The 17,429-nt window shown below is 39.8% G+C and carries 17 protein-coding genes; 12 read left to right on the forward strand and 5 right to left on the reverse strand.

Features of this window, described 5'->3' with window-relative positions; translation table 11 throughout:
- The first annotated feature begins 3 nt into the window (after nt 1-3).
- The 3 genes from BUA59_RS10165 to BUA59_RS10175 all read left to right on the forward strand — a co-directional run bounded on the left by BUA59_RS10165 (nt 4) and on the right by BUA59_RS10175 (nt 1,451).
- Nucleotides 4-303 (forward strand): AtuA-related protein, encoded by a 300-nt coding sequence (locus BUA59_RS10165; RefSeq protein WP_072839594.1) that lies wholly within the window; start codon nt 4-6, stop codon nt 301-303.
- A 209-nt stretch (nt 304-512) separates the two neighbouring features.
- Nucleotides 513-992, forward strand: a complete 480-nt coding sequence (locus tag BUA59_RS10170; RefSeq protein WP_072839595.1) for an MgtC/SapB family protein — start codon at nt 513-515, stop codon at nt 990-992.
- A 30-nt stretch (nt 993-1,022) separates the two neighbouring features.
- On the forward strand, nt 1,023-1,451 hold the full coding sequence (locus BUA59_RS10175; protein WP_072839596.1) for a GNAT family N-acetyltransferase: 429 nt from the start codon (nt 1,023-1,025) through the stop codon (nt 1,449-1,451).
- Between the two features lies 1 nt (nt 1,452).
- Here the strand turns inward: BUA59_RS10175 and BUA59_RS10180 are convergent, their stop codons facing one another.
- Entirely contained in the window at nt 1,453-2,490 is a 1,038-nt protein-coding gene (locus BUA59_RS10180) for a GGDEF domain-containing protein (RefSeq protein WP_072839597.1), read from the reverse strand.
- Between the two features lie 264 nt (nt 2,491-2,754).
- On the opposite strand from BUA59_RS10180, the gene BUA59_RS10185 reads away from it, so the two are divergent.
- Nucleotides 2,755-3,483, forward strand: coding sequence for a YccT family protein (locus BUA59_RS10185; protein ID WP_072839598.1), 729 nt, complete (start codon nt 2,755-2,757; stop codon nt 3,481-3,483).
- 73 nt (nt 3,484-3,556) lie between these two features.
- Here BUA59_RS10185 and BUA59_RS10190 read toward each other — a convergent pair whose 3' ends face one another.
- Nucleotides 3,557-4,432 carry a carboxylate/amino acid/amine transporter gene (locus tag BUA59_RS10190; RefSeq protein WP_072839599.1) on the reverse strand — a complete coding sequence of 292 codons (876 nt, stop codon included), beginning with the start codon at nt 4,430-4,432 and terminating at the stop codon, nt 3,557-3,559.
- A 315-nt stretch (nt 4,433-4,747) separates the two neighbouring features.
- Between BUA59_RS10190 and BUA59_RS10195 the strand changes: the two genes are divergently transcribed.
- On the forward strand, nt 4,748-5,359 hold the full coding sequence (locus BUA59_RS10195) for an OmpW family outer membrane protein (RefSeq protein WP_072839600.1): 612 nt from the start codon (nt 4,748-4,750) through the stop codon (nt 5,357-5,359).
- Nucleotides 5,360-5,487: 128 nt separating this feature from the next.
- Entirely contained in the window at nt 5,488-6,126 is a 639-nt protein-coding gene (locus BUA59_RS10200) for an HD domain-containing protein (RefSeq protein ID WP_072839601.1), read from the forward strand.
- Between the two features lie 12 nt (nt 6,127-6,138).
- Here BUA59_RS10200 and BUA59_RS10205 read toward each other — a convergent pair whose 3' ends face one another.
- Nucleotides 6,139-6,585 (reverse strand): MarR family winged helix-turn-helix transcriptional regulator, encoded by a 447-nt coding sequence (locus BUA59_RS10205; protein WP_072839602.1) that lies wholly within the window; start codon nt 6,583-6,585, stop codon nt 6,139-6,141.
- Between the two features lie 158 nt (nt 6,586-6,743).
- On the opposite strand from BUA59_RS10205, the gene BUA59_RS10210 reads away from it, so the two are divergent.
- Nucleotides 6,744-7,196: a DUF2798 domain-containing protein gene (locus BUA59_RS10210; RefSeq protein ID WP_072839603.1), complete on the forward strand. Its 453-nt coding sequence runs from the start codon at nt 6,744-6,746 to the stop codon at nt 7,194-7,196.
- 287 nt (nt 7,197-7,483) lie between these two features.
- On the opposite strand, the gene BUA59_RS10215 is transcribed toward BUA59_RS10210, so the two are convergent.
- Nucleotides 7,484-7,813 carry a Rieske (2Fe-2S) protein gene (locus tag BUA59_RS10215; protein ID WP_072839604.1) on the reverse strand — a complete coding sequence of 110 codons (330 nt, stop codon included), beginning with the start codon at nt 7,811-7,813 and terminating at the stop codon, nt 7,484-7,486.
- A 409-nt stretch (nt 7,814-8,222) separates the two neighbouring features.
- On the opposite strand from BUA59_RS10215, the gene BUA59_RS10220 reads away from it, so the two are divergent.
- Together BUA59_RS10220 and BUA59_RS10225 are read left to right on the forward strand one after the other, a co-directional pair.
- Complete coding sequence (locus BUA59_RS10220; RefSeq protein ID WP_245813125.1) at nt 8,223-10,400, forward strand: transglycosylase domain-containing protein; 2,178 nt, start codon at nt 8,223-8,225, stop codon at nt 10,398-10,400.
- Nucleotides 10,401-10,684: 284 nt separating this feature from the next.
- The gene (locus BUA59_RS10225; protein ID WP_072839605.1) at nt 10,685-11,512 is read left to right on the forward strand and encodes a substrate-binding periplasmic protein; all 828 of its coding nucleotides are present in this window, start codon (nt 10,685-10,687) and stop codon (nt 11,510-11,512) included.
- A gap of 60 nt (nt 11,513-11,572) precedes the next feature.
- Here BUA59_RS10225 and glgA read toward each other — a convergent pair whose 3' ends face one another.
- Nucleotides 11,573-13,009: a glycogen synthase GlgA gene (gene glgA / locus BUA59_RS10230; RefSeq protein WP_072839606.1), complete on the reverse strand. Its 1,437-nt coding sequence runs from the start codon at nt 13,007-13,009 to the stop codon at nt 11,573-11,575.
- A gap of 93 nt (nt 13,010-13,102) precedes the next feature.
- Between glgA and glgC the strand changes: the two genes are divergently transcribed.
- The 3 genes from glgC (at nt 13,103) to lepA (ending at nt 17,414) form a co-directional block, all read left to right on the forward strand.
- On the forward strand, nt 13,103-14,356 hold the full coding sequence (gene glgC, locus BUA59_RS10235) for a glucose-1-phosphate adenylyltransferase (RefSeq protein ID WP_072839607.1): 1,254 nt from the start codon (nt 13,103-13,105) through the stop codon (nt 14,354-14,356).
- Nucleotides 14,357-14,728: 372 nt separating this feature from the next.
- Entirely contained in the window at nt 14,729-15,361 is a 633-nt protein-coding gene (locus BUA59_RS10240; RefSeq protein ID WP_072839608.1) for a riboflavin synthase subunit alpha, read from the forward strand.
- Nucleotides 15,362-15,608: 247 nt separating this feature from the next.
- Entirely contained in the window at nt 15,609-17,414 is a 1,806-nt protein-coding gene (gene lepA / locus BUA59_RS10245; protein ID WP_072839609.1) for a translation elongation factor 4, read from the forward strand.
- Nucleotides 17,415-17,429: the final 15 nt, after the last annotated feature.

Below are 17,429 nucleotides of genomic sequence, written 5' to 3' on the forward strand. Positions count from 1 at the left end.
GCAATGAAATTACGTGACATCGCTCATTCCCGTACAGGTGATAAGGGCAATATCTCAAACATCTCTCTTATTGTTTATGACATTAATGATTATGTGCTGATTAAAGACGCTGTGACGGCAGAGAAAGTACAAAATTGGTTTGGTGATATTGTCTCTGGTGAAGTTGTGCGCTACGAACTACCGGCTATCGGTGCATTAAATTTTGTTATGTATGAAGCGTTAGGTGGTGGTGTTACTCGCTCTTTGGCTCTCGATATACATGGTAAGGGTCTCAGCTCAGCTTTGTTAGATTTTGATATTTAGCTGTTTTTTAAGCCTGTTACAAAAATTGATGACAGGCTTTTTATCTTTATACTCTCTTCTTGTACCAGTCTTGATATTTCCCCTTTCTATTTATTTTTAATCTGATGCCTGATTAATAACTGTATTAACGTCAAAAATTCAGTACATTATAAGAGAGCTATCGTTCCTTGTATTCTTCTAGTTATGGCGTTTGTCCTAAGAAAGATTATATGAATTTAGAATCGTTATTTTCCGTTGCTCCCTATAATTGGAGCTCGATTGCTACTGCTATTTTTTGTGGCGTTATTGTTGGCTTAGAGCGACAACTGAGAGGTAAGCCCGTAGGAATCAGAACCTCAGCGTTAATCGTATTGGGGACTTATGTGTTTATTGCATCGTCGATGTTTGTTGCTGCTGAGACTACAGATCCATCGCGAATCATAGGTCAGGTGATTACGGGGATTGGCTTTCTGGGGGCCGGAGTTATGTTGTCTAAAGATGGTGCGGTTATTGGTGTTACCTCGGCTGCGACGATTTGGACACTGGCCGCAATTGGTGTGTGCATTGCTATTATTGGCTCTTATGTGGCGATAAAGCTGTCTTTTATCGTAGTCGCTATATTGTATGGTGTCGATATTCTTGAAGAATATTCGTCGGCTTTTACGCGGGGGGTACATTCTAAATACAGTCGGTGGCGCAAGAGAGATTAAATAATACTTAAGACAATATTGGAGGTGGAGATGGTTTCAGGTTATCGAGTTAGTAGTCATCGTGAAGAAATGGATTTTGATGCCATTCATACTTATATATCAAGCACTTATTGGGCGGAAGGCATCCCTAAAGAAACGTTTAAAAAGGCCTTAGATAATTCGTTGTGCTTTGGTGTGTTTTCGTCTGAAGGTAAGCAAGTTGGTTTTGCTCGAATGATAACGGATCAGGCAACTTTTGCGTACTTGGCCGATGTTTTTATTGATGAAGCTCATCGTGGTAAAGGGTTGTCAAAATGGCTCATGCAAGAAGTCCATGACCACCCATCGCTACAGGGATTACGAAGAATCCTGTTGGCAACCCGAGATGCGCATAGCTTGTATCAACAGTTTGGCTATACACCATTAAGTTCACCTTCAACGTTTATGCAAAAATGGCAGCCTGACATTTATAAGGGGTAGTCTATTCGGACTGTTCTACACAATTTCGCCCTTTATCCTTGCCTTTATAGAGAGCTTTGTCAGCACGCTTTATCATTTTCAGCGCGTTATCGTTATTTTTATTGTACTCAGTTAAACCTTGAGTAATGGTAAGTGATAGATTGAAGCTACTAAATTTCTGATTAGATATGAGAACTTTTAATTTTTCCGCGATAGCTACTGTTTCATTTTTTGGTGTATTTGGCAAAATAATGATGAACTCTTCTCCTCCAAATCGAGCAATAATGTCATTCTTTCTTATTGCTTGTGAGAGGGTGTTAGCTATTTCTATCAGACATACATCACCAATATCATGTCCGTACATGTCGTTTATTTTTTTAAAGTAGTCAATATCAATAAGTATGAGGCTTAAGGGTGAAGACGTAGTGTCTGCGCTGTCTAATTCTTTAGTGAAATGGAGGTTCAAGCCTCTTCTGTTAAATAGACCTGTTAATGGGTCTTGAATATTTTCATTTTTTAGTTGTTGTGTAAGTTCAGTATATCTTTTTAAGAAAAAACGCCCAAAAACGCCACTAAAGATAATTGAAGTCGTTAACCAAAAACCTCTATCTATTGATTTTTGGTCCGAATAAATTGCTCCTGTTATGTCAGTAATATGTTGACTAAAAACAGTCGATAAGATGACACCTATCGTCAAAATGATAGTGATTATTAGGGATTCTCGATAGCCCCCAATTAGAGCTGCCATTACAGGGTAAAGTGGTAATAGATAGGCTACTTGGCTATTGACCCCACCCGAAAGAGCAAATGAAGGGATAATAATGATGATGGCTACAACTAGAGATAACATGATCTCTGATGCCGGAAAGATGTTAAAACGAACGACAATATAGAGACTTGTCACTATTGCTAAATCTAACAGGCCGATCCAAGTAAAGTAGATTGGGAGGGTAACAAGCAAGGGGCGTAATGTTAGGTCAATAAGCAAAGTAAAAATCGACAATTCTACTATACGTAATATAAGTTTATGACTCAGCTGATGTTGTATATTGTCTTGCATAGTCTTTCGGCACGGTCCTTGTTTTAGATAGAAGTAATAATTGTTAAAGAGATAAGGGGAGCAATTATTCCATCGCAAATTTTACCCTAGAACGATATGATTATTTGGTTATTTTCCTGCGTGGTTTCAGTCCTGTACTTTTTTTAGCAATGAAAAAAGACAAAATCTAGTAAGTGACTTCAAAGCAAGGTAAACCAAGCAAATAAAAGACAACTATATGCTAGATTCATTCGCTATGTTGTTATGTGTTGTAAGGAGTATTTGATGAATGTAAAAAATCGTTTTATTGCGTTTGGTGCTTTGTGGTGTGGTTTTGTTACTTTTCCAGCTATGGCTGCCACATTTGAAGTGCCACGGTCTTTTGAGATCATGTATGTCGATCTTGAAAGTGCAGGTCATTTTGGTAATGATTTTAAAGTAGATATTGATGAAGGTCAGCATCAGATAGTTGTGCGTTTTAATAAGTTGTTGCGAAGCGGTGGCGATACACAAAAATATCAATCTGAACCAATTGTTTTGGATTTACAGTTTGAAAAGAATACCTATTTTACGCTGAAAGCACCTTATATATCGACTCAAAAGCAGGCCGAGGCCAATGCCAAAGACCCACAATTTACGATTTATGATAACGTAAATGGTCAAGATGTTGACTACAAACAACAAAGCTTGAAAACTAAATCTGGACTTCAGAACACCCGTGATTTTGTTACAGAAATTGAGCGACTAACTGCCAAAAATTCACCGAGCAATACTAACTCTGGTTCTGCTCCAGTACCTGCTCCTGTTATTATGACAGAAGACGTTGCGTTAGAAATGATGCAATTTTGGTATAATCAATCCGACGAAGCGACTCGTAAAGATGCTCGTATCTGGATTGCGGATGATATGTATAAGCCAACAGTCGCTAATATCCAACTGGAAATGTTTCAATTTTGGTTCAATAAAGCAGACAAAGAAGCGAAAAAAACCTTACAGGTTTGGCTTGTTGAATAGCACATATACTTTAATAAATTAAAAAAGCGCCCAATGAAAATTTGGGCGTTTTTTTTGATCTATCGTATTTTAGTTAAGTGTCGGTTTGTGCTTTGGCGTACTTTTGATTGAATTTATCGTTTACCCAAAGTGCCAATAATATAATCCCGCCACCAATGGCTAGACGTAAAATATCGGCATCTCTGTTCCAGAAAATCACATTGACGACAATTCCAGCAGGTATTAAAAGGTTATTAGCAACAGCAAGAGTGCCAATATCCACCATTGTAGCGCCCTTATTCCAAGCAAAATAACCTAAGCCAGAAGCAACTATGCCAAGATAAGTCAAAATTGACCATTGAAGCGTTGTTGTTGGTAGTTTATCTGGATTCCCTAATGCTAAGAAACAAGGAATAACAACGGCCAAGGCTCCAAGGAAAAACCATCCAAATACCGTGCGTTGTGGCAGATCTGGGCGTTCCTTTGCAATAATACGTTTATAACCAACTTGTCCTGAAGCAAAGCAAATGTTAGCACCTTGAACGATTAACAATCCTTTAATAAACCCTTCGTCTACTCCTTGGTAGCGAATGGCAACAGCTCCAAGAATGGCTAAGATTGCACTAATGGCAAAGCCTATATTAAGACGGCGATCTAGCATATCATTTATTAGAGTAACATATAGAGGCGTCATAACTGTAAATAGTAAAACCTCGGGAACGGATAAATATAGGAAGGATTGATAATAAAATCCATACATAATGCCAAGCTGTAGAGCTCCACATACCATTAATTTAAAAGCAATTTTTGCTTCAATCTGACGTAGTTTTAAGAAAGGTAAGAAAACCACTGTTGCAAGTGTTACACGCATTAAAACAGAGAACCAGGCGTCGACCTGACCAGCAAGGTATACCCCAATCAAGCTAAACGAAAAAGCCCAAAGTAAGGTGACTGCAATTAGTATTGGCATATTGGTTTGTTCCAGATGAAAATTTTTGCAAAGTTTACCGATTTATAAGTGAATGGTAAAACAGTTTACTTTGTTATTTTATTTGGTTTACTAGTGTGTGTAATCTGACCTTTTATCGTATGGATCTTTTTATCTGCAAGATTGAGTGAAAAGTGATTTGATTTAGGTAGTTGATATTTTGTTGACCTACCTAGGGTATTGTCGACATTGTCCTTTGGGTTACCGCAAAACCTTGATCTAGATTAATAATTTTATTTTTCATCCTGTTACCTTTTTTGTCACAGACATTTTATTGATCAAAAAAGGAATCTTATTATGAAAGCTTTACTTCCTATCGCTCTTGTTTCTGCGCTTTGCTCATCAGTTGCATTGGCTCATAATGCAGGGGATGTTTTTGCTCGTGCTGGCCTTGCAGTAGTGATGCCAAACGAAAGCAGTGATGATGTATTGAATAAAGGTGAATTGGAGCTTGATAGCGATACTCAAGTTGGCGTTACTCTTACCTACATGCTGACAGATCAGTTTGGTGTTGAGTTGCTAGCTGCTTCGCCTTTTACTCATAAGGTATCGACTAAAGGTTTAGGCGAAGTGGCTGAAGTATCGCATTTACCGCCTTCTTTAATGGCGCAATATTATTTTGGTCAGGCAAATAGCAAAATCCGTCCTTATATTGGCGCTGGCTTGAATTATACTATTTTCTTTGATGAAAAAGGTAAAGGCGCATTGGCTGGTACTGATGTGAGTCTTGATAACTCTTTTGGTCTAGCTGCTCAAGTAGGTGTTGATGTCAATTTTGCTGAAAACTGGTTTGCTAACGCGTCTCTTTGGTACATGGATATTAATACTGATGTGCATACAACAGTAGGAACCTTTAACGCTGATATTGATCCTATTACCTTCATGGCAAGTGTTGGTTATACTTTCTAATAACGAGTATTTAAGAAAAGCAAAGGCTTTGATTTTTTGAATCAAAGCCTTTTTTCGTTGTGTTGTTTTATAGGACTGGGGTAGGCTTTTCATTTTTACATGGCTATTTTGTCTCTCATGGAAAAACGATGTTATTAGATTTTTTATCCGAACTTGAACACCGTTGCAGCGTATTTTTGCAAGCTCAAGGGCATGCGGATTCTGCTCATGATTTGAACCATATTTCCCGAGTGGTAAAAGTAGCAAGACAACTTGCGATTGAAGAGGGAGCAGACTTGGCTGTTGTGGTTCCTGCTGCTTGGCTGCATGATTGCGTTTCTTTGCCTAAAAACCATCCAGAGCGTCATTTAGCCTCTACATTGGCAGGAGATAGAGCTATTAACTTCTTGGCCTCAATTCATTATCCAAGCGAATATTATGGTGCGATACATCATGCTATTCGCGCTCATAGTTTTAGTGCCAATATCTCGCCTGAAACTCCTGAAGCTAAAATAGTACAAGACGCTGATCGGTTAGATGCATTGGGTGCAATCGGTATTGCTCGATGTATGCAAGTAAGTGGAGCACTAAATCGTCCTTTATATTCCCTGAATGACCCGTTTTGCGAAATACGAGAGCCTGATGATACGTTTTATTCTATAGACCATTTTTATAACAAGTTGTTTCACATTGCAGATAGCTTGAATACGCCTTCAGCGCGGTTGGAGGGCAAAAGGCGAGAAAGAGTAATGCGTATATTTTTAGATGACCTAGCATTAGAAGTTTAGTTTAAACCTCTTCTACACTTTGTCATTAATAGCATGCAAATTTGTTAGCATTTTTGCGCCAATTTCTAAGAATTTCTTCAGTTCTTCATCACTAACATCTGCTCTCATTTCTTTTAGAACCGCTTTGTCTGCTTTTGCTAATTGTTGATAAAATCCTAAGCCTTTCTCGGTTAATAGAAGAAACTGACTACGTTTATCATGTGGATTCTGGGTCTTAATAACAAGCTCTTGGTTCACTACTTCTTGAACCAATCGAGTGACTTGGCCTTTGTCTCTTTCGGTTATATCTGCAAGATAATTTGCCGTGCAGTTCTCTGTCTCATGGATATGTTTCAGAATCATAAAATATAAAGGAGAGAGTGGTAATCCTTTCTCTTTCATGATGTTTTTCATTGAAGCTTTTAATCCACCGATTGTATTTATGAGAAGAGTTTGTAGTTCTGACTCGTAATGCTGCATAGAAAATTCCAATATAGTTGACTTTGTCAATTTAATTCAATATAGTTGACTTTGTCAATTTAATTCAATATAGTTGACTTTGTCAATTTAATTCAATATAGTTGACTTTGTCAATTTAATTTACCGTATTAACCTTATCATTCACTGCGAGCAGATCTATGTCAAAGAAAGTTCAAAAAATTGCTATTATCGTTAGTTTTGTTATTGCTATAGGAGGTTCTTTAACCCTACTAATGACTTGGAAGAATATTGGTTTTACTGATGGCTTTATGGGGGCTTGGCTTTCCTCTTTTGCTCTATGTGTTTTATGTATTGCGCCAATTGGCGGTGTCATTGCCTTTATGATTAATCGCCTTGTTAATTTAGTTTTTCCAAGTTTGTCGTCTGTGAAGAAAAATATTGTGTTTGGACTTATTATGGCGGTATTGATGGAATCTATTATGGCCGTTGTGACAACCATGAATCTACACGGTTTTATGGTGCTAAAAGATTTTATTGATTTTTGGCTTGTGACGTTTGTTTCAGCGTTACCTGCTGGATTGGCTATTTCCGTGCTGATGTCTCTTGTTATTAAACCCAAATTAGCTGCTTTTTGGGCTAAGCCTGCATAAGTTTGTTTAAGGTTAGTTGGTGTTTAGGAGAGAATTTCAGCGAGTTTGATTTGGACTAAGACAGAGCTTTGGTCCTTTTCTAGTTCTAGGTCTAGGTTGCGGATAGGGAATGGTGTTGCTTTGTGCTGATAGGGATTTTCAATAGTAGATAAATGAAATTTATTAACAGAAAATTACTTAAATAAAGCCATAAAAGCTAGAAAACAAGACGCTAAGCCTAGCTTGTAAATATAGGCTGTTAGCGACTAAAAGCGTCTTGTTTAACCTTTATAAGGTAGGGAATCTAGCTAGGCGAATAACAAGTAACAGTTGCCCTGCTCTATACCGACTGTCGCTTTTTTGAGGTGGCTTCCCTGGCATGGGCCGGTAATACATGTACCGTCTAGTGGAGAGAAAAGAGCGCCATGATGATGACATTTTAAATAATCACCTTCCTCATCTAACGCAGGATCAGAAGACCAATTAAGTTGCTTTTTTTGATGAGGGCATAAGTTTTCATAAGCAAGAATTTGACCTTGTTGCTTAGTTACTAAAAAGTTATATTTTTCTACTGTTATGTTTAATGCTTTGCCTTCAGGAAGGTTTTGCGCATCAGGGATAAGGTATTTATTAAACACGTGATTACCGCACTTTTTTATAATGAATGTTGTTTACTTCAGTAGAATTGACGCTTTCCATAATCATGCGAACTAGAGTGAGAACAAAAATCCTCACATTTTAGTGGTGTTTTCTTTCAATTCTACCGCTGACTAAGTGAATAAAGTTCAGCAAAATGTCAGTTAAATAAACTTTCCGTGAGCAAAGACTCTAAAGCGCTATGAGCGATGAGTCAATATGCAAGAATTGAGTTAGTTGATTTTAGGTCGTTGCTTGCTTTCGGCAAGCTCCCTATACTTACCCGCTATGACTAAAAAAACTCCGGCAAAATCTTCACGTAAGTCCCCGACTCAAAAGAAAAAAACATCACAATCTTCCTTTTTGAAGAGGATGTTCTGTGCCCTTTTTAAATGGGGGGTAATTATTGCTTTGGTAGGAAGTATTCCTTTTGCTGGTTGGGTATGGTGGCTAAATGGGCAAGTTGTTAGCCGTTTTGAAGGGCAGAAATGGCAAGTGCCTTCAGAGGTCTACAGTGCACCTGTTATATTATCAAGTGGAGCACCTTGGAAAAAGCAAGACCTCGAAAGTTTATTGGAAGAAACTGGTTACCGATTTGGTCGAAATAGTCAAAACGTTGGTTGGGCTGCTCGTAGTCAAACGAAAGTCAGTGCACATTTGCGTTCCTATGTTGATCATTTGGGATTTCATGAAAGTGAAAGGCGTATTTTTTCGTTCCAAGATGGTCGCTTAGTTATTCAAGCATTGAATGGTGATGAAATAGACGAAGCAAGGATAGAGCCTCAGCGTATAGGCTTCTTGTATGGCGGTAATACAGAAAGCCGTCAAATTTTAACATATGATGATATTCCTAAGCCCCTGATTGATATTTTGATTGCGGTAGAGGATCAGGATTTTTATCAGCATTGGGGAATTTCTCCGACTGGTATTGCGCGAGCTGCGCTAGTTAACTTAACTCATGGCTCACGACGCCAAGGTGGCTCTACCTTAACTCAGCAGCTTGTGAAGAATATGTATTTGAGTTCTGAGCGAACTTACACGCGAAAGCTGACTGAAGTGGTGATGAGCTTACTGCTTGAGTACCATTATTCGAAAGAGGCCATTATTACGGCTTACATGAACGAAGTGTATTTAGCTCAGTTGGGCAGCAGTGCCTTGCATGGTTTTGCTGCGGCTAGCCAGCATTTTTTTGGTCGCCCGTTGAATGAACTAAATATCGATGAATTTGCTCTGTTAGTTGGTATGGTTAAAGGTCCATCTCTTTACAATCCTGAGCGATCTCCAAATCGTGCAAAAGATCGCCGTAATACCGTACTGGCTATATTGAAAAACCAAGGCCGTTTATCTGATGTTGATTACAATAGCCTTATAAAGCAACCTATCCGACTTGCTGATAAGCAAAAAGAACGCTCAGTGTTTGGCGATTATTTAGATTTGGTTGCTATGCAATTGTCGCGAGATTTTGATGAAACTACTTTAGCGACGAAAAACTTACGCATTTATACTGGGGTCGACATACGAGCACAGCGAGCGGCAAGTTTAGCGATGCAGCGTCAAGTGGCAGCATTGGAAAAGCGTGATCCTAAATTAAATGGTCTGCAAGGCGCTATGGTTGTCACGGATAGGCTGAATGGGCAAGTACGTGCCGTGGTTGGTTCTAGTGGGCAGCATTATACTGGTTTTAATCGAGCGTTAGGGGCGGTTAGGCCTATCGGTTCATTGGTGAAACCACCGCTTTATTTATCTGCGTTAGCAACTGGACGCTATACATGGTGGACTGAAATTGAAGATAAAAAGCTGCGCTTTAACATAGGTGGTCAGGTTTGGGAGCCTGAGAACTACGATAGAAGAACTCATGGTGTCGTACATCTTTATGAGGCTATGGCGAAATCCTATAACCTAGCGACTGTTTCATTAGCACAGCAAATCGGTTTTGATCGAGTGGGTGATACCTTGCGACAGTTGGGTGTAAAACGACCTTTTACTATGCATCCAGCGATGGCTCTGGGAGCACTAGAATTATCTCCCTTTGAAGTATCTCGTTTATATCAACCTATTGCCTCTCAAGGAAAGAGTAGTGAGTTGGGGGTCGTGCTTGCTGTTATGGATCAGAAGGATCAGCTTATGAAGCGATTTGATCAGCATAATGATGTGCCTTTTACTGATGCTTTACTTGCTGTGACCTTGGATGGTATGACAAAAACACCAAAAATCGGTACAGCTAAGGCGGCTCAAGCTGCTTTTCCAGATCTAAATTTTGCGGCTAAAACAGGAACAACAAACCAGCAAAAAGACAGTTGGTTTGTCGGAATCACTGGTGATTATTCGTCTACGGTATGGCTTGGTGATGATAATAACGTACCTTTAAGTATTACTGGTAGTAGCGGCGCATTAAAAGTGTGGGTGGATTTCACCAAAAATGTAAACTCGAGGTCTTTACCTGATACTTTGCCTAACGGTGCCGCTCGTTACAATGTCTTAGATAGTACGTTTGAAATCGCGGCAGACCGCTGTAAAGACAAGACACCGCTAGCGTTTATTTTAGGTACTGAGCCAAAAGATAGTACTTCATGTTTTTGGCCTTTCTAAATTCATATATATGAAATTAGAAAAGAAGATTGATAATTGTTTAGTTCTTATATAGCCTTTTAGGCTGTTGAAAATAAACAGATTACTTTCATTTTTAAAGTTAAGTAATTGTTGTTGAAGGTTATTGGTGCCTTTATGGACTTAGGATATTAAGGCGATTTGGGAAAAGTTGTCGAGATGAGAAGTGAATTAAAATGCTTCTTAGAAATAACACCACCTTATATATGCAAAAGAAAAAAGCTTCGCTTATCGTTTGAATTTTATTTGTAAGGGAGTGGCGCTGTATGCGGCTGCACACACACATGGTTTGCTGTTTATTAGCGGTGACTTTTTTTAATACTGATATCGCTTTCGCACAAGACGACTTGTCTTCTTGTGCCTCTCTTACGGCATCTGGTAACTCAGAATACCCTCCTTTTTTGTGGCGAGAAACGTCCGCTTCAACAGAGTTACATGGCGTTAATCGTCTTATCATTGATGAATTAAGTCGTCGTATTGATATCCCTATTAGACTTATTCATGTTGGGCCTTGGTCACGAGCTCAAGGTGAAGTGAAGAATGGTCGTGTTGATCTTATGGCTGGTGCTTTTTATACAAACGAGCGAGCCGATTATATGGATTATTTCACGCCAGTGATGTTACATACTGCAAGTGTGGTTTGGCAGCGTAAGGACAAACCTTTTTCATTTAGTCGAAAAGAAGATCTGGTTGGAAAGTGGGGAGTGACTGTTATTAATAACAGTTTTGGACAAGAGTTTGATCAATATGCTCAACATAACCTTAATATATTGGCGGTAGCCAGCTTGTCACAAGCGTTAAGGATGTTGGCTGCGGATCGAGTAGATTATGTCTTGTATGAAAAAAATCCAGCGCATGCTTATGCAACTATGCTGGGTTTGTCTGATGCCATCATTCCTGTATTGCCTTATATCAGCAGTGAAGGCTTGTACCTGACTATGTCTAAGAAGTCACCTTGCAACGTTAACGGTGTTAAGCGCAAGATTGCTATTGCTTTGCAGGAAATGAAACAAGAAGGCTTCACTGAACAGGCAGTACTTGATGGTGTACAGGAATGGGAAGCCCGTAGCCGAGCAGGTATAACTCTAAAGTAAATGTTAATTTAAATGAAAAACAAAGGGATATATGATGAGATATCCCTTTGTTTTTATTTATTATTTTTGATGAATTAATGATTCATATAGGCGAATCCATTGATCTGTCACGACATCCCAACTGTAGTCATAACTCATCGCATTTTTTTGTTTTTCTCGCCAACGATTAGTATCATAGAAACACTCCATACTGCGCTCCATCGCTGCTTGTAAAGCCACTGTTGAGGCTTCCTTAAAGACAAAACCATTCGCCCGCTCACCTTCTTCGAATACCGTATCAGCTAAGCCACCAGTTTGCCTTACTACGGGTAAAGTTCCGTATTTAAGTGCATAGAGTTGCGTCAAGCCACAAGGTTCAAAACGTGACGGAATTAGTAGGGCATCGATACCTGCTTGGATACGATGAGAATAATCTTCAAAGTATCCGATACGAACAGACACTTGGTTTGGGTAATTGTTTTGAAGTTCTAAATACTGAGATTCTAAATATTTATCTCCTGAACCTAATACTACAAGTCGAGCGCCTTTTTCTAACAGAGTTGGCATAACTTGCAAAACAAGATCTAATCCCTTTTGTTCTGTTAGTCGGCTAACAACACCAAATACTGGCTGGTTGAGGTCTTCTGATAGACCATTTTCCTGTAATAAAGCGAGCTTGTTAGCCTGTTTTTGACTGAGAGTGTCTATACCGTAATTATGTGGGATTAGAGCGTCTTTCTCTGGTGACCATTGATCGTAGTCGACACCATTTAAAATGCCAACTAACCTGTCTTGCATCGCTCTGAGTGTGCCATCTAGACCGTCTCCATACTCTGGGGTGAGAATCTCTTTGGCATAAGTGGGACTGACTGTGGTCACAGCGTTCGCGTAGACTAGTCCAGCTTTAAGGCCAGAGAATCGGCCATAAAATTCCATGCCGTGCATACTGAGTAATTCTGGTGATAAGTGCATGGCGGAAAATTGATTCATATCAAAACTACCGTTATAACGTAAATTATGTACGGTCGTGACAACTGGGATGTGTTCAACTTTCCAACTTTCAAGATAAGCAGCAGCAAAACCCGTTTGCCAATCATTTAAATGAAGTACATCTGCCTGCCAATCCATAAGGTGTCCATGAAGTGCTAACGTAGCTGCAGCCCATGATAGCGCGGCAAATCGTATATGGTTATCTTCAAAGTCTATGCCACTTTTATCTACATAAGGCCCGTCTTCACGTTCATACAGTGCTTGGCATTGTAGTAACCAAATTGGTGTATCGTTTTCGGGGATATGAGTTTCAAGAAGTAACAAATCTCCAACGCCAAATGGATTTCCTAGGTTGATACTCTTTTGAATTGGCGCTACCTTTTCGAGTATGCCTTGGTAAGCAGGCATGATAAGTTTGACATCGTGGCCTTTTTTTCTCAAAGCAACGGGTAGGGCGCCAGCTACATCGGCTAAGCCACCGGTTTTAATTAGGGGGTAAATTTCGGAGGCAGCAAATAGTATTTTCATTATTAGGCATCTTATTGATTTGGAATAGTGATAAGAGTATACCTAAATGAAACTTCGAATAGAGTGTGTTGATAAAAATTTTAAGGGCATCACATGGATTTAAATACGGCGCGTATGAAAACTCTGTCCATTATTCTAGCCGGTGGACGTGGTTCAAGATTAAAACAATTAACAGATAATCGTTCTAAACCTGCAGTACCTATTGCAGGTAAATACAAAATTATAGACTTTCCGCTATCTAACTGCATCAACTCAGGCATGCGTCGTATTGCAGTCCTAACTCAATACCGCTCTCATACTTTAAATCAACATGTTCAAAGGGGTTGGAACTTTCTTCGTTCAGATTTCAACGAATTCATTGAGCTATGGCCTGCTCAGCAGCAGACTGGTAGTGATTGGTATCGCGGTACTGCAGATGCTGTTTATCAAAATTTGACCATGATTGATGGCCTAGAAAGCGAGTATATTTTGATTCTTGCTGGTGACCATGTTTACAAGCAAGATTACAGTCTCATGCTACAAGATCATATCGAAAGCGGAGCTGATGTCACCGTGGCTTGCATAGAAGTGCCGCTGAAAGAAGCTGATCAATTTGGCATCATGCACGTGGATGAAAACGACAATATTATTGCGTTCGAGGAAAAACCTTCTAATCCTCCCACTATGCCAGGTAAGCCGGATGTATCGCTTGCGAGCATGGGAATTTATATTTTTAACACTAAATTTTTATCTGATAATTTGCGTTCTGATGCGAATGACGATGCATCGAGCCATGACTTTGGTAAAGACTTAATCCCTTTGTTTGTTGGTCGTAGTAAAATTAAAGCCCACCATTTTGCTAACAGTGTCATTGACAATAAGAGCTATCCAGATGAGCCTTATTGGCGTGATGTAGGGACTTTGACGGCCTATTGGGAAGCTAATATGGACTTGACTCGTTTGGTTCCTGAATTGGATTTATACGATGAAGAGTGGCCGATTCGTACTGCCCAATATCAGCGTCCAGCGGCTAAATTTAATTACAATTACGAAGAACGAATTGGCACCGCGCTGAATTCTGTGGTGTCCGCGGGTTGTATTGTGTCTGGCTCAACGGTTGAGCAATCCATCTTATTTAATAATGTTCGAGTGAACTCTTATTCTCATGTTAATAAGTCGGTGATATTGCCTCGTTGTGATATTGGTCGACATTGCCGCTTGAATAAAGTGGTCGTGGATTCTGATTGTTGTATTCCTGAAGGTACTGTTATCGGGGAAGATCCGGTTGCTGATGCAGCGCGTTTTTATCGAAATTCAGATGGTATTACCTTGGTGACACAAGGCATGATCGAGGCATTATCTGACTAGTTTTTTGATGATTTAGTTCTGTTTTATGTGATGAAAAACCGCTGTTTTAAGCGGTTTTTTTATACCTAAATTAAGTGATAAAAGCGTATTTTATTTTGTGGATGGTTGTTTTTTATTTAACTATTGTTCTGCTAGTGCTTGAAAAACGATAAATTGGGCGCATTAGTAGGGTTTAGATTTTTAGTTATTGGATTGAATGTCGGTTATCCCCGTAACCTGTGGATAACCCTATTGGTGAATCTTTGATAACTTACGCAAAACCAGTCACTATGCTGCTTTGGTCATGGGTGTTCATTTCTTCTGCAGTCTTTGATTTAACGTATGTTATTTGGCTAATGTGTTTATATTTTCACCTGAAAATGAGGGCGTTTTATGTTTACGGGTATTGTTCAGGGCAAAGCGACTGTTCAGGCAGAGAGTCAGGTCGGTCGAAATAAGCGTCTTGAAATAGTTTTTCCTGCTGGGGTAATGCTGAGCCAGCAACTTGGTGCCAGTGTGGCGATAAATGGTGTTTGTCTTACTGTGGCGGAAATCGGCCATGATGTACTGACATTTGACGTTATTGATACTACTTTGGCGCTAACCAATATTGGTTTATTACAGACTGGTGATGTAGTTAATTTTGAGCGCGCGGCAAAAATGGGTGACGAGATTGGCGGTCATGTTATGTCCGGGCACATCATGACGTCTGTCACCGTATCACGCATCGAAAAAATTGAAGAAAGCGTTCATATTCGTTTTACGACCGATCGCCAAAATGAAGTAGACGCTAGACGTTACTTATTCAATAAAGGCTATGTCGGTTTAAATGGCGCAAGTTTGACGATCAGTGATATTGGCAATGATTGGCTAGAGGTTTCTTTGATTCCTGAAACCCTAAGATTAACGACGTTTAGTAGTTTGACGGTTGGCGATAAAGTGAATCTTGAAATAGATGCGCATACACAGGCAACAGTCGATACCGTTGAGCGCATTTTAAAAGAGCGAGGGATTGTCTTACCTTAAAGACAAATTTCACGTGAATTACTGAGGCTCTATCTTGTTTGATCTCTGAAATAAATGGAGTCCGCGCTCGATTTTCGGTAGAATGCTCGCCAATTTCTATCCTGAATACTTGTTGATAAGTTTTTTCATTGGGCTGGCATGATGATGTTAGCTGACTAATGCGCTATTTAGACTAAAAAATGTGCATATGTGACTCATTTATCAACAGGTAATCATTCAAATATCGCTTTTAAAGTGTGAGTAAATAGTGTCTTCCAATAATCTTAAGCACATACGCAATTTTTCTATAATTGCCCATATTGACCACGGTAAATCTACCTTAGCCGATCGCTTTATTCAGACTTGTGAAGGTCTGAGCGAACGTGAAATGTCAGCTCAGGTTCTCGATTCTATGGACATCGAGCGTGAACGAGGCATTACCATCAAGGCGCAAAGTGTAACGCTTGACTACCATGCGAAAGATGGCCAAGTTTATCAATTGAACTTTATCGATACGCCTGGACACGTGGATTTCTCTTACGAAGTTTCTCGCTCACTTGCTGCCTGTGAAGGTGCATTGCTAGTGGTTGATGCTGCGCAAGGTGTTGAAGCTCAATCTGTTGCTAACTGTTATACCGCAATCGAGCAAGGCCTCGAAGTTATGCCAGTATTGAACAAAATCGACTTACCTCAGGCTGAACCAGAACGTGTTAGTGCTGAGATTGAAGAGATTATTGGTATCGATGCGATGAATGCCGTGACTTGTTCTGCAAAAACAGGCATGGGTGTTGATGATGTTCTGGAACGTTTAGTTGCGACCATTCCACCACCAGAAGGCGATGTCGATGCGCCGCTTCAAGCACTTATTATCGACTCTTGGTTTGATAATTACTTAGGTGTGGTTTCTCTTGTTCGTATCAAACAGGGTACTTTACGCAAGAAAGACAAGATTTATATTAAATCTACTAAGCAGTCTCACCCTGTTGATATGGCAGGTATTTTTACACCAAAACGTAAAGAAACTGGCGTGTTGAGAGCGGGGGAAGTGGGCTTCGTTGTTGCGGGCATTAAAGACATTCATGGTGCACCAGTGGGGGACACCATTACTCATGCTTCGACGCCTAATGTGCCTCAGTTAGCGGGTTTCAAGAAAGTAAAACCACAAGTTTATGCTGGTTTGTTCCCTGTTAGCTCTGATGATTATGAAGACTTTCGTGTCGCTTTGAATAAGCTGACATTGAATGACGCGTCATTGTTTTTTGAACCAGAGAGCTCCGATGCTTTGGGCTTTGGTTTCCGTTGTGGCTTCTTGGGTATGCTGCATATGGAGATCATCCAAGAACGTTTAGAGCGTGAATATGACCTTGATTTGATCTCTACAGCTCCAACCGTAGTGTATGAAATTGAACTGAATAATGGTGACGTGATCAATGTAGACAGTCCGTCAAAAATGCCCGATCCAGGTACCATTAAAGAAATGCGTGAGCCTATTGTGGAAGCCAATATATTGGTGCCACAGGAATATTTAGGTAACGTTATTACTTTGTGTATTGAAAAGCGTGGCGTTCAAAAGGACATGTTATACGTTGGTCGACAAGTGCAATTACGTTACGAATTACCAATGAACGAAGTGGTAATGGATTTCTTCGATAAATTGAAATCGTGTAGCCGTGGTTTTGCGTCTTTGGATTACAGCTTTTCTCACTTTAGTGCTGCTCCTCTATGTCGTTTGGACATTCTGATCAACGGTGAGCGCGTAGACGCATTGGCGCTTATTATGCACAAAGATAATGTGCAGTTTAAAGGCCGTGCCCTATGCGAAAAAATGAAAGACTTGATTCCTCGTCAGATGTTTGATGTGGCGATTCAGGGTGCAGTTGGCGCGAAAGTGATTTCACGTACCACGGTTAAAGCACTGCGTAAAAACGTTATTGCCAAGTGTTACGGTGGTGACGTGAGTCGTAAGAAGAAATTGTTACAGAAACAGAAAGACGGTAAAAAACGTATGAAACAGGTTGGTAACGTTGAAGTGCCACAATCTGCTTTCCTTGCGGTTTTGCAACTAGATAGCTAGCCAGATAATCAACTG

It is taken from the genome of Marinomonas polaris DSM 16579, from assembly GCF_900129155.1.
Taxonomy (GTDB): domain Bacteria; phylum Pseudomonadota; class Gammaproteobacteria; order Pseudomonadales; family Marinomonadaceae; genus Marinomonas; species Marinomonas polaris.

Coding starts and splice junctions, on each gene's coding strand:
- BUA59_RS10165 (WP_072839594.1), top strand. CDS start 4: ATGAAATTACGTGACATCGCTCATTCCCGTACAGGTGATAAGGGCAAT.
- BUA59_RS10170 (WP_072839595.1), top strand. CDS start 513: ATGAATTTAGAATCGTTATTTTCCGTTGCTCCCTATAATTGGAGCTCG.
- BUA59_RS10175 (WP_072839596.1), top strand. CDS start 1,023: ATGGTTTCAGGTTATCGAGTTAGTAGTCATCGTGAAGAAATGGATTTT.
- BUA59_RS10180 (WP_072839597.1), bottom strand. CDS start 2,490: ATGCAAGACAATATACAACATCAGCTGAGTCATAAACTTATATTACGT.
- BUA59_RS10185 (WP_072839598.1), top strand. CDS start 2,755: ATGAATGTAAAAAATCGTTTTATTGCGTTTGGTGCTTTGTGGTGTGGT.
- BUA59_RS10190 (WP_072839599.1), bottom strand. CDS start 4,432: ATGCCAATACTAATTGCAGTCACCTTACTTTGGGCTTTTTCGTTTAGC.
- BUA59_RS10195 (WP_072839600.1), top strand. CDS start 4,748: ATGAAAGCTTTACTTCCTATCGCTCTTGTTTCTGCGCTTTGCTCATCA.
- BUA59_RS10200 (WP_072839601.1), top strand. CDS start 5,488: ATGTTATTAGATTTTTTATCCGAACTTGAACACCGTTGCAGCGTATTT.
- BUA59_RS10205 (WP_072839602.1), bottom strand. CDS start 6,585: ATGCAGCATTACGAGTCAGAACTACAAACTCTTCTCATAAATACAATC.
- BUA59_RS10210 (WP_072839603.1), top strand. CDS start 6,744: ATGTCAAAGAAAGTTCAAAAAATTGCTATTATCGTTAGTTTTGTTATT.
- BUA59_RS10225 (WP_072839605.1), top strand. CDS start 10,685: ATGCGGCTGCACACACACATGGTTTGCTGTTTATTAGCGGTGACTTTT.
- glgA (WP_072839606.1), bottom strand. CDS start 13,009: ATGAAAATACTATTTGCTGCCTCCGAAATTTACCCCCTAATTAAAACC.
- glgC (WP_072839607.1), top strand. CDS start 13,103: ATGGATTTAAATACGGCGCGTATGAAAACTCTGTCCATTATTCTAGCC.
- BUA59_RS10240 (WP_072839608.1), top strand. CDS start 14,729: ATGTTTACGGGTATTGTTCAGGGCAAAGCGACTGTTCAGGCAGAGAGT.